Annotated in this window: 24 protein-coding genes, 1 tRNA gene and 1 pseudogene; 12 read left to right on the top strand and 14 right to left on the bottom strand. The window is 61.3% G+C overall.

What is annotated here, in order from left to right:
• Positions 1–66 precede the first annotated feature (66 nt).
• The 4 genes from BRA42_RS08685 to BRA42_RS08670 form a co-directional block, all read right to left on the bottom strand.
• Entirely contained in the window at positions 67–1,506 is a 1,440-nt protein-coding gene (locus tag BRA42_RS08685) for a M13 family metallopeptidase (RefSeq protein ID WP_342771204.1), read from the bottom strand.
• Complete coding sequence (locus BRA42_RS08680; RefSeq protein WP_342770504.1) at positions 1,499–2,116, bottom strand: M13 family metallopeptidase N-terminal domain-containing protein; 618 nt, start codon at positions 2,114–2,116, stop codon at positions 1,499–1,501. Before BRA42_RS08680 ends, BRA42_RS08685 begins: the two co-directional genes overlap by 8 nt.
• 201 nt (positions 2,117–2,317) lie before the next feature.
• Positions 2,318–4,534: an adenosylcobalamin-dependent ribonucleoside-diphosphate reductase gene (locus BRA42_RS08675; RefSeq protein ID WP_342771205.1), complete on the bottom strand. Its 2,217-nt coding sequence runs from the start codon at positions 4,532–4,534 to the stop codon at positions 2,318–2,320.
• Positions 4,535–4,611: 77 nt separating this feature from the next.
• Positions 4,612–5,226: a DUF2115 domain-containing protein gene (locus BRA42_RS08670; RefSeq protein WP_292408076.1), complete on the bottom strand. Its 615-nt coding sequence runs from the start codon at positions 5,224–5,226 to the stop codon at positions 4,612–4,614.
• 239 nt (positions 5,227–5,465) lie between these two features.
• Here BRA42_RS08670 and BRA42_RS08665 point away from each other — a divergent pair, with 239 nt between their 5' ends.
• Positions 5,466–5,825, top strand: a complete 360-nt coding sequence (locus BRA42_RS08665) for a helix-turn-helix domain-containing protein (RefSeq protein WP_342770502.1) — start codon at positions 5,466–5,468, stop codon at positions 5,823–5,825.
• 278 nt (positions 5,826–6,103) lie between these two features.
• On the opposite strand, the gene BRA42_RS08660 is transcribed toward BRA42_RS08665, so the two are convergent.
• Positions 6,104–6,592, bottom strand: a complete 489-nt coding sequence (locus BRA42_RS08660; RefSeq protein WP_342770501.1) for a hypothetical protein — start codon at positions 6,590–6,592, stop codon at positions 6,104–6,106.
• Between the two features lie 72 nt (positions 6,593–6,664).
• Positions 6,665–6,961, bottom strand: coding sequence for a hypothetical protein (locus BRA42_RS08655; protein ID WP_342771206.1), 297 nt, complete (start codon positions 6,959–6,961; stop codon positions 6,665–6,667).
• Between the two features lie 267 nt (positions 6,962–7,228).
• Here BRA42_RS08655 and BRA42_RS08650 point away from each other — a divergent pair, with 267 nt between their 5' ends.
• Positions 7,229–7,705: a PRC-barrel domain-containing protein gene (locus BRA42_RS08650; protein WP_342686144.1), complete on the top strand. Its 477-nt coding sequence runs from the start codon at positions 7,229–7,231 to the stop codon at positions 7,703–7,705.
• A 484-nt stretch (positions 7,706–8,189) separates the two neighbouring features.
• On the opposite strand, the gene BRA42_RS08645 is transcribed toward BRA42_RS08650, so the two are convergent.
• From BRA42_RS08645 to BRA42_RS08625, 5 genes are all read right to left on the bottom strand, one after another.
• Positions 8,190–8,438 carry a hypothetical protein gene (locus tag BRA42_RS08645; protein WP_342686143.1) on the bottom strand — a complete coding sequence of 83 codons (249 nt, stop codon included), beginning with the start codon at positions 8,436–8,438 and terminating at the stop codon, positions 8,190–8,192.
• The gene (locus BRA42_RS08640) at positions 8,435–9,592 is read right to left on the bottom strand and encodes an epoxide hydrolase family protein (RefSeq protein ID WP_292410794.1); all 1,158 of its coding nucleotides are present in this window, start codon (positions 9,590–9,592) and stop codon (positions 8,435–8,437) included. Before BRA42_RS08640 ends, BRA42_RS08645 begins: the two co-directional genes overlap by 4 nt.
• A gap of 240 nt (positions 9,593–9,832) precedes the next feature.
• Positions 9,833–9,905: transfer RNA gene (locus BRA42_RS08635), tRNA-Asn, on the bottom strand.
• Positions 9,906–9,944: 39 nt separating this feature from the next.
• Positions 9,945–10,244, bottom strand: a complete 300-nt coding sequence (locus tag BRA42_RS08630; RefSeq protein ID WP_292405882.1) for a hypothetical protein — start codon at positions 10,242–10,244, stop codon at positions 9,945–9,947.
• Between the two features lie 33 nt (positions 10,245–10,277).
• Complete coding sequence (locus tag BRA42_RS08625) at positions 10,278–10,511, bottom strand: hypothetical protein (RefSeq protein ID WP_292405880.1); 234 nt, start codon at positions 10,509–10,511, stop codon at positions 10,278–10,280.
• Between the two features lie 59 nt (positions 10,512–10,570).
• Between BRA42_RS08625 and BRA42_RS08620 the strand changes: the two genes are divergently transcribed.
• From BRA42_RS08620 to BRA42_RS08605, 4 genes are read left to right on the top strand one after another with little or no spacing between them, the layout of a single operon-like run.
• Positions 10,571–11,701: a M24 family metallopeptidase gene (locus BRA42_RS08620; RefSeq protein WP_292405877.1), complete on the top strand. Its 1,131-nt coding sequence runs from the start codon at positions 10,571–10,573 to the stop codon at positions 11,699–11,701.
• Positions 11,698–12,579, top strand: coding sequence for a type II methionyl aminopeptidase (gene map, locus BRA42_RS08615; RefSeq protein WP_292405875.1), 882 nt, complete (start codon positions 11,698–11,700; stop codon positions 12,577–12,579). The genes BRA42_RS08620 and map overlap by 4 nt, the downstream gene beginning before the upstream one ends.
• Before the next feature lie 41 nt (positions 12,580–12,620).
• Entirely contained in the window at positions 12,621–13,910 is a 1,290-nt protein-coding gene (locus tag BRA42_RS08610; protein WP_292405872.1) for an ATP-binding protein, read from the top strand.
• Between the two features lies 1 nt (position 13,911).
• Positions 13,912–14,640, top strand: coding sequence for an MBL fold metallo-hydrolase (locus BRA42_RS08605; protein ID WP_292405869.1), 729 nt, complete (start codon positions 13,912–13,914; stop codon positions 14,638–14,640).
• Between the two features lie 167 nt (positions 14,641–14,807).
• Here the strand turns inward: BRA42_RS08605 and BRA42_RS08600 are convergent, their stop codons facing one another.
• The 3 genes from BRA42_RS08600 to BRA42_RS08590 form a co-directional block, all read right to left on the bottom strand.
• Positions 14,808–15,509, bottom strand: a complete 702-nt coding sequence (locus BRA42_RS08600) for a hypothetical protein (protein ID WP_292405865.1) — start codon at positions 15,507–15,509, stop codon at positions 14,808–14,810.
• A gap of 275 nt (positions 15,510–15,784) precedes the next feature.
• Positions 15,785–16,600 (bottom strand): winged helix-turn-helix transcriptional regulator, encoded by an 816-nt coding sequence (locus BRA42_RS08595; RefSeq protein ID WP_292405863.1) that lies wholly within the window; start codon positions 16,598–16,600, stop codon positions 15,785–15,787.
• Between the two features lie 40 nt (positions 16,601–16,640).
• Positions 16,641–17,705 (bottom strand): hypothetical protein, encoded by a 1,065-nt coding sequence (locus tag BRA42_RS08590; RefSeq protein WP_292405860.1) that lies wholly within the window; start codon positions 17,703–17,705, stop codon positions 16,641–16,643.
• Positions 17,706–17,996: 291 nt separating this feature from the next.
• On the opposite strand from BRA42_RS08590, the gene BRA42_RS08585 reads away from it, so the two are divergent.
• The 6 genes and pseudogenes from BRA42_RS08585 to BRA42_RS08560 all read left to right on the top strand — a co-directional run.
• Complete coding sequence (locus tag BRA42_RS08585) at positions 17,997–18,662, top strand: hypothetical protein (RefSeq protein WP_292405857.1); 666 nt, start codon at positions 17,997–17,999, stop codon at positions 18,660–18,662.
• 395 nt (positions 18,663–19,057) lie between these two features.
• Entirely contained in the window at positions 19,058–19,672 is a 615-nt protein-coding gene (locus BRA42_RS08580; protein ID WP_292405854.1) for a hypothetical protein, read from the top strand.
• A 12-nt stretch (positions 19,673–19,684) separates the two neighbouring features.
• Positions 19,685–21,175 carry a M28 family metallopeptidase gene (locus BRA42_RS08575; protein ID WP_342686142.1) on the top strand — a complete coding sequence of 497 codons (1,491 nt, stop codon included), beginning with the start codon at positions 19,685–19,687 and terminating at the stop codon, positions 21,173–21,175.
• Positions 21,176–21,206: 31 nt separating this feature from the next.
• Positions 21,207–22,214, top strand: coding sequence for an ABC transporter permease subunit (locus BRA42_RS08570; protein ID WP_292405848.1), 1,008 nt, complete (start codon positions 21,207–21,209; stop codon positions 22,212–22,214).
• Between the two features lie 455 nt (positions 22,215–22,669).
• Complete coding sequence (locus BRA42_RS08565; RefSeq protein ID WP_292405845.1) at positions 22,670–23,281, top strand: hypothetical protein; 612 nt, start codon at positions 22,670–22,672, stop codon at positions 23,279–23,281.
• Positions 23,282–23,289: 8 nt separating this feature from the next.
• Positions 23,290–23,721: pseudogene (locus tag BRA42_RS08560) on the top strand (hypothetical protein); the annotation flags it as partial.

The raw sequence follows: 23,721 nt of genomic DNA, 5'->3' as shown, positions 1-23,721 counted from the left end.
ATCTTCAAACATTCTCACGCAGCGGGCAAAAAAAAGTATGGTTGCAGACCGGCAAACGTGAACCTGTCACCAGATGACCGGTCTCTCCTCGACCTCCCGGTAGAGGGCATCGTCCGGCCGGATCTCCGGGAACGCCTCGTAAAACTCCGGGATGTTGAACAGGACTCCGTTCACCCGGAAATTCTCCGGAGAATGGGGATCGGTCAGAACCAGGTTGCGTAGCGAGTCCTCCCGGTCGTTCACCCTCCAAAGGGTCGCAGCCCCGAAGAAGAACCGCCGGTCTGCGGCAGTGTCGACCACATCTGACCGGTTCTCCGCCTTCTTCCACGCGTGATAGGCCAGAGTCAGGCCCCCGAAATCGGCGATGTTCTCCCCGAGGGTGAGGTTGCCGTTGACGTAAAGGCCGGGAAGGGCCTCGAACCGGTTATACTCTGCCACGAGCATGGCCGTCCGGTTGTTGAAGTTTTCGGCATCCTCTTTCGTCCACCAGTCCTTCAGGTTCCCGTCCTTGTCGTACTGCCTTCCCTCGTCGTCGAACCCGTGCGTCATCTCGTGCCCGATCATCCATCCGAGCGCTGCGTAGTTGAGAGCGGGGTCTGCGTCCGGGTCAAAGATCGGCGGCTGAAGAACGCCTGCCGGGAATACCATCTCGTTCCGGGTCGGATCGTAGAAAGCGTTCACCGTCTGCGGGGTTATGGACCAGAGGCTCCGGTCAACCGGGCCGCCGATCCGCTCAAGCCCATTCGGTCCGTGAATGAAGGAGTGGGCCTGGGCGGCACGGACGTTCTCCACGTACGAGTCGGAGAGGGTCAACCCGGAGTAGTCGGTCCATCGGTCGGGATACGCGATCTTCTCTCCCATGGCGGCAAGTTTCTCGTGGGCCGCTGTTTTCGTGAAATTGCCCATCCAGGTAAGGTTCGCAATTCGTTCGTCAAGTGTCTCCCGGATGGAGAAGAACATCTCCAATACCATCTCGCGGGTCCTGGGGTCCACGTACTCGGCGACGTACGCCCGGCCTACCAGGTCGCCGAGGGATATGCTCTCCGTATCTACGACACGCTGCCACCGGGGTTTCATCTCCGGAACACCGTAGAGGGCCCTGCTGTAGAAATCAAAACGCTCCTCTTCGAACGATGAAGAGAGGTAAGGGGACGCCCCGTCGATCAGCCGGTAGCGCAGGTAGACCTTCCAGTCTTCGAGCGGTGCCGTCTCAAGCAGGGTATTGAGTCCCTCCACATACCCTGGCTGGTAGAGATGCACCCGACCGACCGGCCCGGAACCCGGGATGGTGGAGAGGGTCTCCCATCCGATCGCAGGGTACCGGTCCTCCAGTTCGGCAAGGGTATAGAGGTTGGTGGTAAGCCCGGGGTCACGGTTCTCCTCCGCGCTGAGGTGGGTCGCCGCAAGGGTCTTTTCCATCGCATAAACAGTCTCTGCGTCGGCTGCTGCCTGCTCTGCAGGCTCCCCTGCGAGCACCAGAACCCGGGCGATGTGATCCCTAGGCATCCTGGAGGTCCGTGCTCTCGGTGTCGTTCCGGAGGTAGTAGTCCCGGTCCGGCAGCCCGAGCCCGCCCTGATAGAGGCCAGGAACCATTTCGCTGCTGTTTTCGGGGTTGACCTCCGCCCAGTAGGAATACACCGGACCGAACCCCTGCTCAAGGAGAACGATCGTGGCATCGGTCAGGTCGGCACGGGAGTCGATGGAGTCGATTGTCGTGAGGAGATCGGATAGACCGGAGAGTCCTTCGCCGTCTATCGTCTCATTGTCCATTCCCGACCGGTAAAACTGCCCGAGAAGGGTAGTGTTTCGGTCAGCACCCTGCGTCGGGGCGGTTGATGCATTCAGGAGGAGGGAGTGGAGGTCGTTATTCACCCGGTCCTGCAGCCCGGTGAATGTCGCGTAATACTGTTTATCGGCCGAAATAGGGTGTTCTGCTATCCATGCGTCGTTTACGTAGGCATAGAAGTCGTCACCCGGCCGGACGGACTCGTTGAAGATGAATCCGCTTTCAGACGTCTGCGATCCGGTATTCGGAACCACCGTCCCGGCGGAGGCGGAACATCCGACGCAGACAAGGCAGGCGATCAGGAGAAGGGTCAAGGAAATACGTTTCATAACGGATATCTCTCTTCTCTTACGGGAATAATGATTATGGTCGACCCCAACCCGGTCTTTGCAGATAACGAACGGTTATTTGAGAGCATTTGATAGAAATAGTTCTGTCCGGGGCATATTCACGGGAAAGCGTTCCGGGACCTCCAGCTGCGGGTCTCGGTGTACGGATTAACCTCGACCCGCGCCTCCGTTCCGATGTTGCTAGATGCACCCGCTCCAGCCGCAGTGCTTGCAGATCCCCTGGTTGCACCCCTCGCCGAAATCGAGCGGTTCGTGGCATTCGGGGCAGAGCCGCCGTCCCCTGGTTTCTTTGACCTCCCAGTCCTTCAGCGTGGTGACGCTCTGGTTCTTTGCCGCAAGGTCTATGCACCGCCCGACGACATCGGCGCACGAGTGCCCCTCGGATGCCGGGTTCTTGATGGCGGAGATGCAGTTCACTTTCCCGAACTGCCGGACGAACTTCTGGTAGGGCACGCCGTTCTGGAGGCCGGTGCTGATCGCACGGCCGAGAGCGCTATTGTTTGCATCACACCCTCCGCTGCCGACCGTCCTGATGAAGACCTCTATGGGCCGGCCGTCGAGAAGGTTCACGGTCACGTACAGGCGGCAGCACCCCGACTGGCAGAGGTAGGTCCTCCCCGCGAGTTCTTTCGGCCGTTCGATCGGCAGGGTCGCGACCCGTCCCGGCACCTTCCGCCCATCGTCGGCTCCGGGAGCGGAGGATTCTGCCGGGGCCTTCGAAGGCTCTTTCAGGGCGAGGACGACCGCTTCTCTGCTCCCCGTCCGGTAGATGGTGATCCCCTTGAGCCCGAGTTTCCACGCCATGAGGAGCGCCTCTTCGCAGTCGTCCCGGGTGGCGGAGCCTGGCATGTTGATCGTCTTGCTGATCGAAGCATGGACGTGCTTCTGGAAGACCGCCTGCATCCGGATGTGGTCCCGCCAGGAGATGTCGAGCGCCGTCTTGAAGAGCGCACGAAACTCCTCCGGGAGCCAGGAGAGGTCCTGGATCGTCCCGGTCTCGTGGACGTGGGCGATGACCGCACCCTTCCTCTTTTTCCGTTCGTCTTCGGGGAGACCCATGCCCGCGAGGGTCCGGATAAGAGCGTCCCGGAAGACCGGGTTCACGATGACGAAGGTCTTTCCTACGGTATTCTTCCGGGTGTAGGCGAACGAAAAAATCGGCTCGATACCGCTGGAGCAGCCCGCAAGGAGCGATATGGTCCCCGTGGGGGCGACGGTCGTCATCGCGGCGTTCCGGACCGGGTAGTCCTTCCAGACGCTCCCCTCCCACGCAGGAAACGCTCCCCGCTCTTCTGAAAGCCGGTGCGACTCGTCGGTCGCCGTCTCGGTGATGAGCCGCATGGTATGCTCGCACCAGTTCCTCCCTTCGTCGGAGTCGTACGCAAGGCCGAGCATGAGCAGAGCGTCGTGGACCCCCATGACGCCGAGGCCGATCTTCCGGGTCTTCTTCGTCGCTTCCTCGATCTGCGGTATCGGATAGACGTTTTTGTCGATGACGGCGTCGAGGAACCGGACCGCCATACGGGCGGTGTTCGTGAGCGTTTCCTCGTCGAGAGCCCCCCCGCGTATGCAGGCGGCGAGGTTGATGCTCCCGAGGACGCAGCTCTCGTAGGGGAGGAGCGGCTGCTCTCCGCAGGGGTTTGTCGTGTCGATCTCACCGAGGTGCGGGGTGGGGTTGTGCCGGTTGATCTCGTCGTAAAAGAGGATGCCCGGCTCGCCGTTCTTCCAGATCCCGTCGACGATGCCGGTCCAGATCCGGCCGACCGTGACCGGTACGCCCGTTCGGGGGTCGGTGATCCAGACTTCGTCCTCCCGGCGCTCCGCGACGAGGTTCATGAACGCATCGTTCACCATCACGGAGATGTTGAAGTTGGCGAGGTCCCCCTCATTCTGTTTTGCGGCGATGAACGACAGGATATCGGGGTGCCAGACGTTGAGGATCCCCATGTTCGCCCCGCGGCGGCGGCCCCCCTGCTTGATCACGTCGGTTGCCGCGTTGAAGACCCGCATGAACGAGACCGGCCCCGATGCAACCCCGTCGGTCGACCGGACAGGCGAGCCCTCCGGCCGGATGCGGGAGAAGTTGTAGCCCGTTCCGCCGCCGGTCTTGTGGATGATCGCCCCCTGTTTCATGGCATCGAATATGCCTTCGATGGAGTCAGGGACCGGCAGGGTGAAGCAGGCGGAGAGCTGCCCGAGTTCGGTTCCGGCGTTCATGAGGGTGGGTGAGTTCGGAAGAAACCGGAGAGTTGCCATCGCTTCGAAAAAAGCGCTTTTTTCGGCTTCGTCATCGGCGAGCGCCGAGGCCACGCGGCGGCAGATGTCTTCGAACGTCTTTTCGCCTCTCCGGAGGTAGCGTGCCGAGAGGATGCTGTCAACGACGGGTGATGAATTCATGGGCGGACCATCTCTATGATTCTTCGATCGGGATTTAGGAGTTTGGAGTGGTTGTACCTGCGCGGGGGAACCTGGGATTATTCGTCCTCGGTCTGCAGGGCAGGGCAGAAGTTGCAGATCGAGAACGGGACCTCCTTTTCGCGGTCGCGGATGAGGCAGAAGAACGAACCGCCGCGTTCTTCGACGCGGAACCCTCCCGGAAACGGCATTCCCACCGGGTGGCCCGGGCGGTCGAGCACGAAGATCGTAAATGCCGAGATCAGGTAGTAGAAAACCCGGTGCCGGGGTGTAAACCGAAACGGAATCCGTTCCACGGACTCATCCCACCGGAAGCACCCTTCGGGAATCATGGCGCAGAACCCAAGGAACGTTTCACGGTCGGTGATCGGTTCGGTCATGGATGAGAATCCGCCCGACCGGTACATGGCGAGAAGCCGGTGGTGAGCGCCGAACAACTGCTCGGTGATGTAGGGGCGGACCCGTTCCCGGTAGGGAGAGGGCAACCGGTTCATCTCCGCGTAGAGCCTCCCGCCGAGGATCTGGAGGTCTCGAATCGAGTAGCGGCCGACTTCTTCGGCGAGGATCGACCCGAGTTCCCCTTTTGTCGCCGCGGTCGTCATTCGCCGGGCCGTCCGCTCGATTGCATCTGCTTCGGCCTCCTGCGGGAGTGAAGCCTTACTCTCCGTCAGCATGGTGGATGTACGGGAAGTCGTATCCCGGATCGGTTATCAAACTCTCTGCCGTGCAAAGATAGGGTCTCCGGTGACACGAGGACCGAACTTCTTCCTGTATTGGTATACTAATAATACTACATTAATACGGCAGGAACCGAACATATACCATGCAACCGTGCCGTCCCTCTTTACCGGATGACCGGGCCCTGTTGCCGACAACGCCATTCAAAATTTGCCCGATCCACGTTGCGGTCCGCGTGCTGGGGAAGAAGTGGACGCTCCTCATTCTCCGGGATATCGCGCTCTTAAACATCAACCGGTTCAACCAGATCCGGCGCTCCCTTCCCGGCCTTACCTCGCGCGTCCTCGTCATGCGACTGCACGAACTTGAAGAAGCCGGGTTCATCCGGGCGGTGGTTGTCAGGGAACGGCCGCGGGTCGTTGAATGGGAGCTTACCGAGAAAGGGAACGACACCATCCCAATCCTTATGAGTCTCCTTGTCTTTGGCGCGAAATGGTACGCCGACGAGGTCTTTGAGGACCATCAGACACGCACACTGGATGAGATTTATCCTCCGACTTCGGGTTGCCCTGAAGATCGCACCGCGGCCCTATGAGGTCCAGAACGGAGTTTTATCGATCCCGGAGAGAGGCTCCAGGCCCGTATGCCCCATTCCCGGAATCAGTCTCATCGTCAACGGGTATTTGACCGGTCAGGTATTTTCTCCCGCCTGCACAAGTCCGGGATACCAGACCATCCACGTCTCACGCAACACGGCGATTGCCTTAAAGGCCACTCTCATTTTACTGCAGGTCCGGAAACTCGTTCTCCCGGAACGGGGCCGTTCTTCCAGAGCACGCCCCGGGGGGAACAAACCGCATTCCCCAATACAGATCAGGCCTGTCCCTCCGCCGCCCGTTCCGTCAGCCATTCGTAGAACTTCCGGTGCCAGAACGGCACGTCGACCGACCGGGAGAGCGACTGCCATGCCGTCCACATCAGCCGGTCGGAGACGCTCTGCCACTCGCCGGCCCGCTTGGCCATGTCGTCCGCCGGCTGTCCGATCGCGTGCAGGACCTCGTGCCAGATGCGGAGGGCGATCGCCTCGTCGTCGTGGTCGTCGCGCGTGACCCGGATGCTCGCTCGCTTATCCATCCCGCCCCCGAGCGCCCTCGCCGGGATTGCATCGTCGAAGACATAGACGGTTTTTTCCGGGACCGGGAAGGGGAAACCCTTCCACATCGGGTCCTTCTGGTCGAAGTAGCGGACTTCCGGCGTCCCGGTCCGGATCGTGAACTCGAAGAACGACGGGATGAGCCGGAGGTGCGGCTCAAGTCTCCGCCGCAGTTCTTCGGTCTTGAAGAAGAGGTCGAAGTGAGGCATCGGGGCCGCATGCGTGGTAGGTAGTGATAAATTTTGGGTAGCGGCGCGGCCCGGCCCCCTCACGATGCAGTTCTATTGAGCATTCTCCTCGCCCGGCAAGGACTCTTCCGGATATGCCTTCCGCCGTTCATCGATCCAGGCCCGGGTCCAGGCCCGCAGGTCACCGATGCCGGCCGGCCCCTGCTGATCGCTCATCGCCCGCAGGTGCTCCTCAAGTTCGTCGGCCAGTTTGAAGATCAACGCTTCGGCTGCTTCTTCCGATAACGGCCCTTCCGCCCGCAGGAGGGCGGCACCCAGGTTGAGAAAGTGCTGCAACTCATCCGTTGCCTCAAGGATCGTGGTGATATCCAGTCTGACAGTTGGCCCCATGAAAGGGGATTGACGCACGCGATACATAACTTCATCTATTTATACCCGAACCCGTAGCCGGCGCTTCCGCCGGGAAAAATACCCCTCCGGCCACACCAACCCGGACGGCATCTCTCCTTGAATCTTCAGATCGCCGTCCGGCGGGGGGTCCGGAGGGACCCCGACCCTGCAGTGCAAAACCATTTTAAGGGTTCCGATACTCACTGCACGCCCCGCCCTGGAGGGTGTATCCACCTTCCAGAGACGGGACAACGGAGAGGGAGACAGATGCAGGAACGTTCAGAAGTAGTTCTGGAGCGCAGGACACGGGCGGTCGGGGAAGAGTGGTTTATGTCGGCCGACGATATCCTGGACAAAAAGGTGAGCAACCCGCAGGGCGACGACCTCGGGGAGATCTCGGATATGCGGGTCACATTCCCCGAGGGCAAGGTGCAGTACCTGGTGCTCAGGTATGGGGGCATGCTCGGCGTGGGAGCAAAACGGTTCGCCATCCCGCCCGAGGCTGTGATCTCCCGTCCGGGGGACGACCGTTTCGTCGTGAACATCGACAAACAGCGGCTGGACGAGTTACCGGGCTTCTCCGAGGACAACTGGCCCCGGGAAGCGGACTTTGACCTGATCCAGTCGACCGGGACCATGACGCCGCCGAGCCGCGAGGAGGCGGAGGCCCTGAAGCAGTCGGAAACCCCGCCCCCTGAGGTCGTCACGACGGAACAGGTCGAGACGCGGCCACGGCGGAGATAATCCCGGACGATGGGTTCGGGAAAAGAGATCTTTTTTTGGTGGGCGGTCCACCCCGGACGGCCAGGCAGTTCCGGCAGGCATATTCTTTATCGCGCGGTATGCCAGGAACGAGGGATCACGCTTCTACGATGGCACCGAGATCGCCGGGATTGATGAAAACAAGCACCCGGGCTCATTACTGGAACCCGGCGGCATCGATACGGCTGCAAACTACGCCTGGGGCGTGGCGACCCACTTAAGCACGTTCGGTCTTCTCGCGGGACCGGCAAGCCCACTCCCACACAAAGAGGCGGCGGAGATGGCGGTAGCAGCGGCGGGATCCCCGGGCCAGGGACTACCCCTGCAGTGACGGCGACAGGAACCGTGGTACCGGCCGGGACGCCTGCAGGCAGCAGCGGACAGACGGAAGAAGCGTTTCCGACGGTCGCCGCCGTCTTCATGAAGGAACGCTAATTCTCCGCACTTTTTTCGGTCATCTTCCGCGTTACCGTTTAAACATCTTCTCGATCCGTACTCGCCGGCCGAGGTTCGCCTCGTACCACTCCTGCTGCTTTAAGGCCTGCTTCATGCTCCGGACCCGGTGCCGGACCCGCGTCCCGGTCTCTGCATCGATCAGTACCAGTTTCGGCACCTCAATCACCTGGGTGCCATGGAGTTCGACCCCCGGGGTTAGGAATGTTTCTTTCGGGGTTCGTCTTCTCCCCTGCCCCCGTGCACCGACCTTCCTGTTCACGCCGGGGACCCGCGGAGCGGGCGGAAGAACGCCCGGATCTCCCTGGCCATGAGTTCCGGCTCCTCCATCGCCGTGAAATGCCCGCCCCGCGGCATCTGTGTCCACCGCTCTACGTTCAGCCTCCGTTTCGCCCATTCGCGCGGAGGCGGGATGAAGTCTTTCGGGAAGACTGCCATCCCCACCGGGACGTCGATACGCTCCTTCAAGAAGTCTAACGGGAGGGCGTGCATATTCTCGTAATAGATGCGGATCGACGACGCGATCGTCCCGGTCGCCCAGTAGATCATGATGTTCGTCAGCAGTTCGTCTTTGCTGAAACGTCGCTCGATATCGCCGTCGCAGTCGCTCCAGGTGCGGAATTTTTCGAGGAACCACGCGGCGAGACCGGCGGGCGAGTCGTTCAACCCGTACGCGAGGGTCTGCGGCTTCGTCGACTGCACCATGCTGTAGGCGCCCTCCTGCATCCACAGTTCCCGTATTGCATCCAGATACCGCCTCTCGTTCTCTGAGAGGTCGGGGATATCGGCGCCGAGAGAGAAGAAGCCTATGTCGGTGAGGTGGAGGCCGACGACCGATTCGGGGTGTGCGAGCGCCAGGAGCTGGGAGACCCCGCTCCCGATGTCCCCGCCCCCCGCGGCGAAACGCCGGTAGCCGAGGACGTCGGTCATCAACCGCTCCCAGAGGCCGGCGACCCGCGCCGACGTCATGCCGCGTTCGCGGGGTCGGTCGGAGAACCCGTACCCGGGCATCGACGGGACGATCACGTCGAACGAGTCGGCGGGGTCGCCCCCGAAACGGGCCGGGTCGGCCAGCATCGGGATCAGGTCGAGGTAGCGGCAGATTGAGTCCGGCCAGCCGTGCGTGAGGATGATCGGGAGCGGGTCGGACCCTCTGCCCCGCTCGTGGATGAAGTGAACCCCGAGGCCGTCGATCTCGGCGCGATACTGGGGATATGCATTCAGTTCGGTTTCCCGGGCCCGCCAGTCGTAGGCATGCAGCCAGTAGTCGACGATCTCCCGCATATAACCCAGGTTCGTGCCGTAATCCCAGCCCGTGCCCTCGACTTCGTCGAGAAAACGCGTATGCGAGAGCCGATCCCGGAGGTCGTCCAGGACCGGTTGGGGGATATCGATGCGAAAAGGATGGACTTCCATGCGGGAACTGCTGCCTGGAGGGGTGATAACTTTTTTGTCCTGCCGGAGTTATCTGCCGCGTGTCACCCGCGGCGTCGCTGAACATCGGTTTTCTGCGTCTCCCATGACCCAGGGCAATCCCATTACGCGAATACTCCGTTTTTCACTTCGTTCAATTTCGGAAATTACGGCATTTTCTCCGGATAAACCCGGGGTTGTCCCAGAACAAAATGTGGAGAAAGATCGGAGAAGAACACAGAACGCCGCCAACAGGACTCGAACCTGTGACATGCTGGTTAACAGCCAGCCACTCTACCAACTGAGTTATGGCGGCACCGGGACAAGTGCTCTATATAGTCTTGCCTGAAGCGTATTAAACGTTACGGGAATTCTCCTGTTTGATAGACTGCAGGAGAACGATCAGTTCGTCGACCTCGTCATCCAGACCGGAGAGAAGATCGGCCGCGAGCGGCGTCGCCACCGCGCCGGCCGGGGAGGCACGGATGTAACCCTCCTGTTCGAGGACCCGGAGCGAGTAGCGGACCCGGTGGTAGGGGAGACCCAGGACCTCGGAGAGCTTCATGATGCCGATGGGCTGGTGCTCCACGACCGCCCGGATCACCTCAAGGTGCCTTGAGACAAGTTCAATCTCGGATTTTAACTTGGTCAGCATAGTTTCCCGTGAACGGACATGGGATCGTGCGCGCTACGGCTGTTCGTACAGCCACGCCTTCGTCTGGTGATACCGCTTCCGGAACGAGACGGAGAAGACCGCCCCTATCGCGAGGAGGAGGAGGCCGATTGCAAGACCTACGGTTCCTTCAGGCGCAAACCGGAAGAGGACGAAGACAGCCATGGCGAAGCAGAGGACGATGACGTTCAGCATCACCGTCAGCACGAGAAACTTGCCTTTGAAGACCAGTTTGGTTGCCTCATCCATTATTCATACTTCAACGTAGGGATAAAAGTACTTGTGGTTTCAACGAAAGAGTGAATACCATGAATGGACTGGATTCTGCTATCCGGGATGCCGGAGCAGCAGCATACGCGGCATACGGTGCATCTGTGGACGCAAACGTACGCTACCTGACCCGGTTCCGTACCAGCGACCCCGTGGTCTACATGCAAAAGTCCGGCGAGCGGGGCATGATCGTCGTCCCGCAGATGGAGCACGAACGGGCGGTTCGCGAATCGACGGCGGCGGTCGTCACCCGCGCCGATGCCGGGTACCTCGAATACATCAAAGCCGGAGAATCGCGCTGGCGGGCGACCGCCCATATGATCGCGGACCTCGCCGGCGGCCCGGTCCTCGTCCCGGCAACCTTTCCTCTCGCCCTCGCCCGGGAACTCGAGTCGTTCCACCCGGTCTTCGTCGACGCTGCCAATACAGTCGAAGGAATGCGGGCGGTCAAGACGCCGGAGGAGATCGAACGAATACGCTCGGTGCAACGGGTCACCGAGGCGGCGCTGGACCGGGGACTTTCGCTCATACGGGCCTCCATCCCGAGGGGGGGCCTTCTCCGCCGGGACGGTGCGCCCCTCACCGCCGAGGCCGTCCGCACCGAGATGCACACCTTCCTCCTCGCCCACGGGTGCCGGGGGGTCGACACCATCGTCTCCTGCGGTCTCGACACCGCTCTTCCGCACAACGCCGGCGCGGGACCGCTCCGTGAGGACGAGCCGATCGTCATCGACATCTACCCCCAGCACGAACAGACCGGCTACTACGCCGATATGACCCGGACGGTGGTGAAGGGCGAGCCCTCCCCGGAGATCCGGGAGATGTACGAGGCCGTCCGGGACGCCAAAACCCTCGGCATATCGATGATCCGGGCCGGGGCCACCGGCGCCGACCTCTACCAGGCGGTGGTCGAGTTCTTCTGCGACCGCGGCTACGAGAGCGACACGCGGGGGTTCATCCACAGCCTCGGCCACGGCGTCGGGCTTGAGATCCATGAAGAACCGTCGCTCGGGCCTCACGGCGGGGCGCTCGTCGCCGGAAACGTCGTCACCGTCGAACCGGGCCTCTACTACCCCGGGACCGGCGGCGTCCGCCTGGAGGATATGGGCGCGGTGACAGAGACCGGGTTTGACCGGTTCACCCAATACGGTGAAGAGCTCACACTATGATCATGGACGATGAAATCTACGACGCCTACCGCGAAGCAGGGGCGCTTGCACGGAAGATTCTCCACCAGGGCGCGGGGCTCGTGAAGGAGGGAGCGAGCATCCTCGAGATGGTCGAGACGACGGAGAAGATGGTGACGGATGAGGGAGCGTTTCTCGCCTTCCCCCTGAACGTCTCCCTCAACGAGGCCGCGGCCCACGACACCGCCATGCCCGGGGACGAGCGGACGTTTGCCCGGGGGGATCTTGTCAAGGTCGACCTCGGGGTGCAGATCGACGGCTACATCGCCGACACCGCCCTGACCGTCGACCTCGGCGACCACGGTCCCCTCGTCGAAGCCTCCCGGGCGGCCCTCGATGCGGCGATCGCCACCGTTCGTCCGGGGATCACCGCCGGGGATATTGGAGCGGTCGTCCAGGCAACGATCGAGGAGCGCGGCTATAAACCGGTCGCAAACCTCACCGGGCACGGCCTCGACCGCTACGACCTTCACACCCGGCCCTCCATCCCGAACGTCGCCATGAACGGCGGGGCCGCCATTGAGGAAGGAATGATCTTTGCAATCGAGCCTTTCGCCACCACGGGGTCGGGACGGATCGGCGAGGCGACGCGCGTGGAGATCTACCAGCAGATCTCGGCCCGCCCCGCCCGCCTGCCGTCGGCAAAACGGGTGCTTGAGGTAGCGCGGCCGCGGCGGGGGCTCCCGTTCTCCCGCCGCTGGGTTCCCGGGGACAAGGTCGAGATCGGGCTTTCGTCCCTCGTGCGGGCGGGGGTCCTCCACCCCTTCCCGGTGCTGCACGACGTGCCGGGTTCGTTCGTCTCCCAGGCGGAGCACACCCTGATCGTCACGGACGGCGGGTGCGAGGTCACCACCCGGTGAGCTACGCTTATTGATACCGCGCACAAATACGTATGTTCAATATGACCATGGATACGGGTGCGCGTGACGTCCTCGCCGTCATGGAACTCCTGCTCACCGCGGAGATATTCAATCGGAGTGAGGAACTCGGCATCAACGACCTTCATCCGCGCTGCCGGGAATTTTTCGGTGCCGGTAGCGGCGGGAGCACCGAGGTGAAGCGCCCCCTGATCGTGAGCGAGGGGGTTCTTAAGAAGGTGTTCAATACCCCGGATGCTGTCTGTCAGGCCGTCCGCGCAAACCCGTTCGTCGGCTACGAGGAGTTCGGGCAGCGCCTGAGCCTGCCGTCGCTCGATCCGGCGGCAGGATGGTTTCTCAAGAAGGGCGGCGCTTCACGGGTCGAGGTGAACCCCGTCCTCGCCTACTATTTTGAGGGGAAAGACGGCATCACCGTCCGGTACCGGGATGTCCTGGCGAAGAACCCCCGGTTCGACGACACGAAGGAGTACATGGAGGCGAAGGTCTCCCGGCTCATCGGGGAGAACGAGGAGATGCGGGAGGCCCGTGACCTGATCATCATCAGCGCGCCGAACGAGGTCGAGTTCTCGGTCGAGAAACTGGTCTGCACCCCGAGGCAGGAGGAGATCATCAGGAAGATCGGCGTCGCCCTTGAGCACCGGGACTTCCTGCAGGAGCACGGGATCTACGAGTTCGGCCGGCTTCTCTTCGTCGGCCCGCCCGGCACCGGGAAGACCTCTCTTGCGCTCGCGATGTCCCGGGCCCTCCACATGCCGGTGCTCGAGGTCCGTCTCGCGATGGTCACCTCCCAGTACCTGGGTGAGACCTCGAAGAATATCGACCGCATCTTTGACCTCGCGAAGAAACTCGCCCCCTGCATCCTCTTCATCGACGAGTTCGATTTTGTCGCGAAGACCCGCGTCAGCGACGACCACGGCGCGATGAAGCGCGCCGTGAACATGCTCTTGAAGAACATCGACCAGATCAGTTTCGTGAAGAACGGCGTTCTCCTCATCGGGGCGACGAACCATCCCCGCATCCTGGACGAGGCGGCCTGGCGACGGTTTGACGAGGTGGTGGAGTTCCCGCTTCCGGATCAGGCGATGCGGCAGGCGATCCTCGAGAAAGTCGCCGCCGCCATCGACTGCGACTGCGACTTCGCGGACCTTGCCGCCCGGACGGATGGGTTTTCGGGCTCCGACCTCCGGATGATGATAAAGGAGGCGGTGATGTCGGCGCTGATGGAGGACCGGCAGCGGGTAGACGCGGCGGACATCGAGCAGGGTCTTCTCAGGGTCGAGGAACGCAACGTCATTCGCGGTGTCGGCTATTAGTATGCAGATCACGCTGCTCGGGACGGGAGACGCCATCGGGACGCCGAAGATCGGATGCGACTGCGAGAACTGCCGGGCGATGACGGCGGCGGGGAGGTCGCGACTCCGGACGTCCCTTCTCATCGAGACGGACAAAAAACACATCCTTATCGATTCGTCGCCGGACCTGCGGCAGCAGCTCCTCCGGGCCTGCTCACCCCATATCGACGCGGTCCTCTGGACCCACGGCCACTACGACCACTTCATCGGATTCGGCGAGTTCTATCGGGTGCAGAAGGTGCCTCCGGCCTATGCAGCCCCGCCGGTAATCGACTATTGCTCCGGGTACCTTCATTTTCTGTCGTTTGTGAAGCACCCGGTTCCCGTCTACGAACCGTTCGACCTCTTCGGCGTGACCTTTACGTTCTTTCCGGTGAACCACCCGCCGGTCTACACCTGCGGCCTCCTGATCGAGCACGGCGGTATCGCAGTCGCCTACACCGCCGACACGCGGGAGGATATCCCGAAAGAGAGCCGGGACCTCCTTCTCGCCACCGATATCGACCTCCTCTTCGTCGACGCCATCGCCCCTGCGGGCTACTCCATCAGCAAGCACATGAACTACGCCGAGGCGGTCCGGTTCGCCCGCGACGTCGGGGCGCGTGACTACCGGTGCGTCCACATGAGCCACATGGTGCCCCCGGACATGCCGCACGCCGGATACGATATGGAGACGTTCTGCTGGGAGTAGGCCGGGTCCACCCGCAAACATCGTGGCAGAAACCGATCGGGGACCCGTTGGGATAGAGGCAGCGTTCTCGGACCAGGTCTCCCGCAGCGGCGGTGAAGTTCTCCGGGTCCGAAAAGTCCTCCGAACGTGACGATGGCAGGCCCCCGATCGCGGGGACCGCCGGGGCGTTACGCTCCTATGGAGAACTCCGCATCCCGGTAGTCAACCGTCTCGGCCCTGTCAAGGTCGCGAAGCGTTAACAGCGTGCAGTAGTGGGTCCCTTTCCTGGAAGGAGAGTTTTCCGTTCTGTAAAAGACGGCAATGTCATACCATGGCTCGTCCGTGGAGAACGCCACCCTTTCCAGGGGAGCGATCGTGCCCCTGGAAAGGGCGAAGAGGGGTCGATATCCGGCGTTGTATCCCACATCCCCCGACAGTGCCCCGACACTGACGATCAGTCCTGCGCCCTCATCGACCAGTTCCCGGTAAGGAATCCGTTCGATCTCGGAGAAAAGGGCGAACGGATGCTCTCCTGCAGGCGCTTTGTCGATCTCGTGAGAATCCCAGGTTATGGTCCCCGCAGGGCCGACCGAAACCCGATACCAGTGACGGCGGCTCTCGTTCTCACCGTAAAAATCGAAATTCAACGATTCGACCGAGCCGTCGTCTGCGGTTACGATCTCCGCCTCCCCAAGGACGGCCGTCACGTTCTCGACGCCGGTCTGGTCCGCAACGATCGTCCACATCTCCGAGAGCGGGAGGCCGTAGATGTTCTGCGGGAGTGAGACGGCGGAGGACCCGGTGTCGTAGATGAGCACAAACGTGGAGAGAGCACCGGCGGCAAACGCGATACAGACCGTCAGGGCGATGAGTATCTCCTGCGACGTCAAACCACCACACCTCAAAGCGTATAACCTCACCCGTTCATGGCGAAAGGGCCAGGTGATTCTCCGCACCGTTTCAGGCGCCGTCCATGGATAGAGAGTTCCACGCTCTTCTATATCCTTTTTCCGGCCCGATCAGCTAAACGTCGCGGCGATTCGCCCGCTGTCGGCTCTCTGAAAGACGATCCGGGCCCCTACCTCCGTATCAGAACGCCGACCGCTGCAGTCCGGAGAGAGGGGTGCGCAAAACGACGGAGGAGAGGCACCCCTGTCGCGGGGGCCTAACCCGACGACACCTCGCGGTCCGGTGCGACGGAGTAACCCTTCGTGGCGGGCTGCTGCGGGAGGGGAAGGTCTTCCACGTGCCGGTTGAGAAGATCCCGGGCGCCTTCTGAGAGCCGATAGCGGATGAACCGCCCGTCCCTCTCTGCGGCGACGATCCCTTCGGCCTTGAACTGCTGCATCTGCCGGGAGATTGACGGGCTGGAGAGTCCGAGCCGTTCTACGATCTCGCTCCTGAGTGCGCCCGGGAATTTGAGGAGGTTTGCAAGCACCGCTCTGGAGGTCTCGTCCCGCAGGCTGATGAGGATGCGCTGTTCGAGGTCGGTATACGCACGGTTTCGCACGAAGTGCCCGGCCCGGTTCCGGTAGTCCACGGCGGCCACCTTGCCTTCTCTGACGAGCGTATTGAGGTGGTACCGGAGCCGCCCTCGCGATGCACCCGTCAACCTGCGGAGTTCCCTGAAATCGGCGCCGGGATGGGAGGCGATCTGCCGGTAGAGGTCGTTCCGGAAGTCGTCGTCGAGGACGGTGCGGTTTGTTATCCGCCGGAACCCGAGCGGCGCGAGGAAGCTGAGGGCGTAGAAGAGTTCCCCCGCGTAGGGGAGCCCGGGCAGGACCGTGAGCAGGAAGTAGAGGGCCATCACCCGGGGCGGCAGGTCCCAGAACGTGATCTCCTCGAAATTATGCCACTCGCCGGCGTACTCCTCCGTCACCGGCTCGACCACGTAGCGGGCGGCTGCCGTGCCCGGGAGTACAAGGGCCGCGAGGGTCACGGCGACGAGGAGAACTGTGAATAGCCGGCTCCACTGCACCATGCTGGATGGTCGCCGGAAGAAACGTTCAATGTTTCGCTTTTTATCGCCAGGTGAACGTGTAGTCCTCGGTCCCGGTCACCCTGTCCCCGTAGACCTCGAACCGCCACGTCCCGGGATGCAAGCCGCCGGAGTCCTTTATGCGCAGTTGTATTCTCCCGTTACCCCCATCCGCAATCGATCGATCGAGTCTTTCTACAATCAGGTTATCCTTCTCTTCATCTATGACGTCAAAATACGTTATTTCCGGTATTTCCCCGTTCTTTCGAGAGATCCCCCTGTCGCTCAGTCGGTCTCCCCTATCGTCGAAGAAATAAGGGCTTCGCTTTAACTCTACACCCCCGTCTCCCCGGGCTTCTCCGTCTACCCGGCCGTAGACATACAGTCTGCCCGAGCTCCTATCGGACTCCTCTCCTCGACAGACGTTTCCGTGAAAGTCATAGACGTTGTCCGGATGTACGAGAAACGCGCCGGCGTTGAGCATGCCTTTGCCGGAGTCTTTTATCCCGAGATTATCCGGACAAACCTGAACGACGGTTCCTCCGTCGTCGGTCAATTCGAAGCCCACATCTCCGCATTCCCACCGATCGGCGTCGTCAAACTCCCATCCTACCTGCGGTTTGACCCAGATACCCTCCTCCGGAACACCCGTTAACGTGTAGTCCCCGAGAGATGCTATGGCCGGTGTACTACCCCAGGATTCGTTGAAGTATAGATCCCCGACTTTGAATCCGTAAGCCAGGGCTTCCACTCTTCCCAGATCGGAGATATTCACCGTGCGAATGTGACCGCTTATATCTAACGTTTGCGGTTTGGGGGTTTGATCGGGGTCAACACCATCGTATGCATCGTAATTCGGCCCGAGCACGGAGTCCGGCGCGTGAATCGTCAGGCGAAGCGAGTCGGACGAATCGTCCCAGTCCAGGTCGACGATGAACTCGGTTTTGCCTGCGGGAACGTCGATCGAGTACCAGTCCGTCTCGCCCTGCACGATGCTGCCGGCGGTCATCGGTGCAAACGACGGGTTTTCTTCGGGCGTCACATCCCCGGCCGTGACCAGCAGCGCGGCGGCGAACATGATGGCCAATGCAGTTCTGCAGGAGTTCATAGACGATCAGAGAGGAGTTTCTACGATGCCTATATACCTTTTACGGCCACGGCAGCTACCTGTCGTGCGATAGGTAGCTTTTATGGCCGTAAATTATATCCTTCAGCGCATTCGAAAGAACAGCGTGGATGCCGCATGCGGTATCCCACGGGGGCCGGGATGCTCGATTGCCATCGTACCCCGGCTCCCACAACGTGCCCGGAGGGCAATGGTCTTGTTGGCTCCCATCGGGGATAGCCGTTACGGTTCCATGGTCCCTCCCCGGGTACGCACGAAAGGAGGAATGGAACCATGAAACCAAAAGTTCTTTCCGGAATCGGCGTCATTATCGTGGCGCTGCTGGTCGTCGGCGCGGTCATCGTGCCGGCGGTGAGTGCGGATAGGGCCTCCCCGGTGATCGATATCGATGACGACACCGGTTTGAGTGATGAACGTCTTCAGTGCGTCATGAACCCCGATCAAGCACCCGAACCGATAGATGCAGTAGATCAAACGATAGACGTAAGAGATCACATCCGCACGGTGGAGCTCTCCGATCTGGTTGGGCCCTTAGACCTCTCCAATCTGGGGAAAACAGAGCCGTTAGCCGTCGGATTCAACGTTGGACATTTATACTTCAACGAGTCCTGGGGTAGTACACCGGCCATGGCATCTATCGGGGACTATACGTTAAGCGGTATCCCGGACGAGGGTCTCTGGATCAAACAACAGGTCGAATGGGAGTTTGACGATACCGACTTCTGGGCCGGCGGCGATGTGCACTTCGAGTTCACAGATGACGGAGGGACCGTCGCTGAAGTCTGTTCGGATGGTCTCGGAACGGGCGATTCCAGAAGAGGTACGCTCAGCTCCGACGCATTTGTCATATATCCGGGCAACGTCTATGACTTCCACGGGAGCGTCTACCGGGACGATGAGTCCGACAAGAGCTCGGGCAGACTGTATGTCTACGGTTAGGTAAAGGGAAGGATGCATCATACACCGATCCTCTCTCTATTTTTGAAAAATTACTCCCGGAATAACTCCCGGAAGGCCGTACCCGCCCTCGCTCTCTCGTCCGGGCGGCTGGAGGGCATGGACCGGCGCTATGACCGGGTTCGCTCAACGCGCATTTCACCTGCCGCCGGTCTCCGGGGAAGGTGCCGGAGCACCGGGCTTTGCTGCCGGGAGATCCGTCTCATCCTCCGCTCCGGAGCCTTCGAGTGCCCTGACAATTCAACGTTTGACACAGAAAAGGTATATGGAAGGACGTTGACGTCTCGATCGCCGATATCGCGGGGCCGGCGGGTAATGAAGCATCTGGCTATCATCGTGGGGGTCCGTTGCGATTTCGTGAACAGGGGAAAAAGAGCATGAAAGAGAGAAAAATGTTCGGATCGTGTGCCGTTGCCGCCATCGGCCTGCTCCTCATCTGCATGGCGGTGGCGCCGACCGGCGCGGAGAACGAACCGGTGCACATCGTGGAGATCCAGGGGGAGGTCCAGGAGATCGACATAGTCGTCGATCATGCGAATACTGGCGCGTCGGCATTCAGCGCGGCGTCGTCGGCGCCAAGGACCGACGTAGTCGTCGATCATGTGAATGCTGGCGAGAACGAACCGGCACGCATCGTGGAGGTCCCCGGGGGCTCGCTCCTGATCGATGAGGACGGAGGCATCGACTGCACCGCCCGGGCCGATACCTACATCGGCCCCTATACGCCGGAGGCGACTTACCGGATCGTGGTGCAGTGCGAATACCGGGACTACAACGCTGTAATTCTCCGGACGGCCCGGTTCCGTATGGAAGGACCGGATGGCGCCGTAGCCGCGATGTCCATTTTCGATCTCCCGCTCATCAACAACAACCGGGCGGGGACGCTGTCGGTGTACCTCACGCCAGAGGGACCCGGTGCCTACCACTGGGAGATCGCATGCAGTGAAGGCTCCGGGAACGCCGGGTCGCGTGGAGACCTCATCCTGTCGTGAGGGTAACGCGCGATGTCGGCAGATCCTCCCTCTCCCCGGATCGTTGGCCTTTCCGCCGCTCCGACCCGTGCCGATGACGTGGATTCATTAGCCGGGACCATCGGGGTACTCACCGACTACCGGCGGGTCCCCGGCCTCGACGACGGACCTGCTGCCGACTACATCGCCGGGAGACTGGAGGAGTACGGATATGACATACAGCAGGAGACCTTCGCCGTCGAGACGGATGCGGGACCGGGCGCGACCCGGAACGTCGTCGGTATCAAGAAGGGCGCCGGACAGGGGACCGTCGTCGTCTGCGCCCATTACGACGTTTACGGTCCCGACTGCCCCGGAGCGGACGACAACGCCGCCGGAGTCGCCGTGATGCTCGAGGTTGCCCGGGCGCTCCGGACGGAATCCCTGAACCGGTCGGTCTGCTTCATCGCCTTCTCCGGCGAGGAGGTGGGGCTTCTCGGGAGCACCGACTGGCTGGAACGCCATGCAGACCTCCGCGAGGATATCGTCGCGGCCGTCAACCTCGACTGCGTGGCGCGCGGCGACGAACTCCGTGTAGAAACCCTTCCCCAGTACCGCTGGATGCTGAATGCAGTTCCAGAATTCCCGGCGTCCAACCATCAGATCGGATTGGGTCTTCTTGGGGGAGACTACCGGCGCTTCTGGGAGTATCATATCCCCGCCGTCCAGATAACCGACAACGGCGGCTACGTTCTGCGGCATACCCGGAACGATACGCCCGAGACCCTGAACTTCCCCCTGGCGGCGTCCTGCACCGAAGCGGTGACCGGCATGGTCCGGACCCTTGCCGCCACGGACGATACGACGTCTCCGGCGGTGGAGGGCTCGGTCGACGAAGACGGGACGATCCGGTATGCCGTCTCCGAGCCGTCGATCACGCACCTCATCGTCGACGGGACGGACTTCGGGCCCCTCGCATCAGGGCAGGTCACCCTCCCCGCAGGTCAGTATACCGTCCGGGTCATCGCCTACGATGCTGCCGGAAACCGGGGCGTCCTGGACCTGGAAGCCGATGTCCCGGATACCGGTCGCGACGCCCCGGGGTCCGGCCACCGACCCGGGGGGGTCAGCATCCCCTGGAAGCGGACCGAAGAAGACCTCAAGAAGTATGGTATGCAGCACTACGTCACGCCGTTTGTCTCTCTTTCCTACGACTGTCCGGGAGAAGAGGAGACCGGGACCCGCATCGACGGCTACGTGGACGGCATCCGGATCATCGGGCTTGAGGAGGGGCATATCGTTGTCCACGCCCCGGGCAACCACCGATACGAGGTGGCTGCGGTCGCCGCCGGGACCGTGGTCGGGTACGACGAGACTGCGTATCTCGTCGGACGCATGTATGACAATCCTATGACCCACTACATCAGGGACAGTTCTGTACAGGAAGAGACGATCCGAGAGGACCCGCTCCCTCTGGTTCCGGTCGCGTGCGTCCTCGCCGCCTCGCTCCTCGCCATCGGGTACCTCTTCTCGCGGAGGCGATGACGACCGACCATAATAGTACAACGGAGATAATATGACAGTAGAACGGGTTTTAATCGTGGCCGGGAAAGAGTTCACCGACCACCTCACCAGCCGGAAGTTCCTGGTGATCCTTGCGCTGCTCCTGATGTTTGCTCTGCTCGGCATGCACCAGGGGATCGACCAGTACAACCAGGACCTCGAAGCGTATAACCAGCAGCTGCAGGCGGCGGAAGACGCCGCCGATCCGGCGGGGAAGATGCCCGAACGGCCGTCGATCCTGGTCTTTTTTCGGCAACTGGAGAATTCGCTGATGGTGTTCGGCGGCGTCCTCGCGATTGCGACGGGGGCCGACCTGGTCTCGAAAGAGAGAGAGTCCCGGTCGCTCAAAAGCCTTCTCTCCCATCCGGTCTACCGTGACGAGATCATCAACGGCAAGGCGCTCGGGGGGATGGCCGCTCTCGGGGTCGCTCTGGCCGTCGCGTTTGCGCTCACCTTCGCCGTCCTCCTCGTCTTCTCGATCGTGCCGACGGCGGACGAGGTCGTCACCGTCCTGATCTTCGGGCTCGCCTCGTTCCTCTTCATGCTTGCGTTCTTCGTCCTCGCCCTCGCGCTCTCGGTCGGCGTGAAAGAGAGCGGGCATGCCGTGGTCTACGGTCTGACCCTCTTCTTCGCCCTCTCTTATCTGCTGCAGATGTTCGGGGCGGTTCTTGCGGGCGCGGTTGCCGGAGACATACCGGAGAGACCGGAAATGCCTGCATGGACGGATTCGGCCGGGGTGACCCACCTGTCGTACGATAAGGCATACGAGGAAGAGTACGATCGGTACGCCGCGGAACTGGAGATTTACCAGAGCAAACGGCAATTAGTCGCCGATACGGTCTACCTCTTCTCCCCGCTGATATCTTATAACACCGTGGCCTCGACGGTATTTTATCCTTCAAATTTGCCGCCGGAGGATGCGACAGACCGGATCTGGCGAAATTTCGCGGCGTTGATCGTCTTCCCGTCGGTCTTCTTCGCCGCTGCATACGTGAAGTTCATGCGGATGGATATCCGGTGACGCCCTCTTCGCGCGCACTTTTCATCCCAGGGAGAAGCCGTGCCGGGGGCGTGCCGATCATTCCGCCGAGTTTCGATATCCAGGGAGAGAATGCAGAGATCTTGCCGGGGTACGCGCTCATACCCGCGATCCGGGGATCAGGGTATATTTCCACTGGATATCAGCGGTACTGCCGGGGGATGGAACAACCAGGGTGGATCAAGAGAATTCGACGACCCGGGTACCGCCGCGACAGTTCGATGTTTGTCACAGAAAAGATATATGGAGGAACGTTGACGTCTCGATCGGTGATACTGCATGCAGTATCCCGCGGGAGTCCGGCTCGGTTGTGCAGACTGTCGCCGGACTCCCACAACGTGCCCGGAGGGCACTAAGGCCGTTGGCTTCCATCAGGAATAACCGTTGTGGTCTGGAGTTCCCCCGGGCACTTTTCCGAAAAACCGGAGGAACAAAAAATGACACAGAAAAAAGAGCCGCCATATCGGGGCGATACTCAAATCTCTGCCGTTCACCGGCACGTCCCCGGGGATGGGGACTGCCACTCGTCGGCAGGCGCGTATCTGCCCTTCATGATCGGGCGTTACCGCCACGGGCTTCCCGACTGCGGGGGCGGTTCGGGGTCCTGGTACAGCGCCGAATGCCAGGAGAACGTGATGATGCGGTATGCCCGGACCCGAAAATGCCTCGCGTATATCCAGACATTGGCAGGCTGCTACTGGATGGAGAGGGAAGGTTGCCCCGAGCACTGCTACATCGAGGGGACCTTCGACCTGGACTTCTACCTGACGTTTGTCAAGAATGCCAGCCAGAATTTCAGCCATGCGGTCTGCGCCGAGTTTTTGGGAGGCAATGCGGATGAGTTCTCCAGCTGGAAGTTCTACCAGTTTGGCAACCTGGATATCAGGCCCGGGAACTGGCAGATGCCCTACGGGACAAAAACCGAGGATACGAAGGTGACGATCTACGAGATAACCGGAGTGATGACCTGTGCCGTTCCGGACTATAAGCCAGGGTCCCCTAAAGCGGTATTTCTGATTGGTGAAAACGGCACCATCACCTCAGAGTGAGAGGAAGAATGACAAAGCCCGTTGCACGAATCATCGCCGCTGTTGTCGCAATCGGAGTCGTCTGTTGCGCAGGAGCGCTGATCGTGGCAGTGCACCTTCCGGACGGGGACACCCGTCCGGAGATCGGGAACGTGACGCCGGAAGGGTCGCCGACAGAGTCGAACCCGCCCGGGAATATAAGCCGGAATGAAACGCCGAACGAGGGATCTGAAGAAGTACCGGAGGTTAAAAACATGACATCGAAAGAGGTCTGGGAGCGTGCCCAGGAGATCTATGCATCCTGGTATAAGTCGCAAACCGTGGAGCGAGTGCTGAAAGAGGCGAATATGACGCCGGAGGAGTTGCCCGGCGACGTAACCGAAGAACTGAAAAACACCGTGCAATTCGAAGATATTATCCGAACGTGGGAGTTCGACCCCCAGAACAAGCAGGTCGTCATC

The organism is Methanoculleus sp. UBA374 (assembly GCA_002508705.1).
Classification (GTDB): Archaea; Halobacteriota; Methanomicrobia; order Methanomicrobiales; family Methanoculleaceae; genus Methanoculleus; species Methanoculleus palmolei.
Note: the sequence above shows the minus strand (reverse complement) of the source record. Positions and strands in the feature narration are given on the sequence as shown.

Coding starts and splice junctions, on each gene's coding strand:
- BRA42_RS08685 (WP_342771204.1), bottom strand. CDS start 1,506: ATGCCTAGGGATCACATCGCCCGGGTTCTGGTGCTCGCAGGGGAGCCT.
- BRA42_RS08680 (WP_342770504.1), bottom strand. CDS start 2,116: ATGAAACGTATTTCCTTGACCCTTCTCCTGATCGCCTGCCTTGTCTGC.
- BRA42_RS08675 (WP_342771205.1), bottom strand. CDS start 4,534: ATGAATTCATCACCCGTCGTTGACAGCATCCTCTCGGCACGCTACCTC.
- BRA42_RS08670 (WP_292408076.1), bottom strand. CDS start 5,226: ATGCTGACGGAGAGTAAGGCTTCACTCCCGCAGGAGGCCGAAGCAGAT.
- BRA42_RS08660 (WP_342770501.1), bottom strand. CDS start 6,592: ATGCCTCACTTCGACCTCTTCTTCAAGACCGAAGAACTGCGGCGGAGA.
- BRA42_RS08655 (WP_342771206.1), bottom strand. CDS start 6,961: ATGGGGCCAACTGTCAGACTGGATATCACCACGATCCTTGAGGCAACG.
- BRA42_RS08650 (WP_342686144.1), top strand. CDS start 7,229: ATGCAGGAACGTTCAGAAGTAGTTCTGGAGCGCAGGACACGGGCGGTC.
- BRA42_RS08640 (WP_292410794.1), bottom strand. CDS start 9,592: ATGGAAGTCCATCCTTTTCGCATCGATATCCCCCAACCGGTCCTGGAC.
- BRA42_RS08630 (WP_292405882.1), bottom strand. CDS start 10,244: ATGCTGACCAAGTTAAAATCCGAGATTGAACTTGTCTCAAGGCACCTT.
- BRA42_RS08625 (WP_292405880.1), bottom strand. CDS start 10,511: ATGGATGAGGCAACCAAACTGGTCTTCAAAGGCAAGTTTCTCGTGCTG.
- BRA42_RS08620 (WP_292405877.1), top strand. CDS start 10,571: ATGAATGGACTGGATTCTGCTATCCGGGATGCCGGAGCAGCAGCATAC.
- map (WP_292405875.1), top strand. CDS start 11,698: ATGATCATGGACGATGAAATCTACGACGCCTACCGCGAAGCAGGGGCG.
- BRA42_RS08610 (WP_292405872.1), top strand. CDS start 12,621: ATGACCATGGATACGGGTGCGCGTGACGTCCTCGCCGTCATGGAACTC.
- BRA42_RS08605 (WP_292405869.1), top strand. CDS start 13,912: ATGCAGATCACGCTGCTCGGGACGGGAGACGCCATCGGGACGCCGAAG.
- BRA42_RS08595 (WP_292405863.1), bottom strand. CDS start 16,600: ATGGTGCAGTGGAGCCGGCTATTCACAGTTCTCCTCGTCGCCGTGACC.
- BRA42_RS08590 (WP_292405860.1), bottom strand. CDS start 17,705: ATGAACTCCTGCAGAACTGCATTGGCCATCATGTTCGCCGCCGCGCTG.
- BRA42_RS08585 (WP_292405857.1), top strand. CDS start 17,997: ATGAAACCAAAAGTTCTTTCCGGAATCGGCGTCATTATCGTGGCGCTG.
- BRA42_RS08580 (WP_292405854.1), top strand. CDS start 19,058: ATGAAAGAGAGAAAAATGTTCGGATCGTGTGCCGTTGCCGCCATCGGC.
- BRA42_RS08575 (WP_342686142.1), top strand. CDS start 19,685: ATGTCGGCAGATCCTCCCTCTCCCCGGATCGTTGGCCTTTCCGCCGCT.
- BRA42_RS08570 (WP_292405848.1), top strand. CDS start 21,207: ATGACAGTAGAACGGGTTTTAATCGTGGCCGGGAAAGAGTTCACCGAC.
- BRA42_RS08565 (WP_292405845.1), top strand. CDS start 22,670: ATGACACAGAAAAAAGAGCCGCCATATCGGGGCGATACTCAAATCTCT.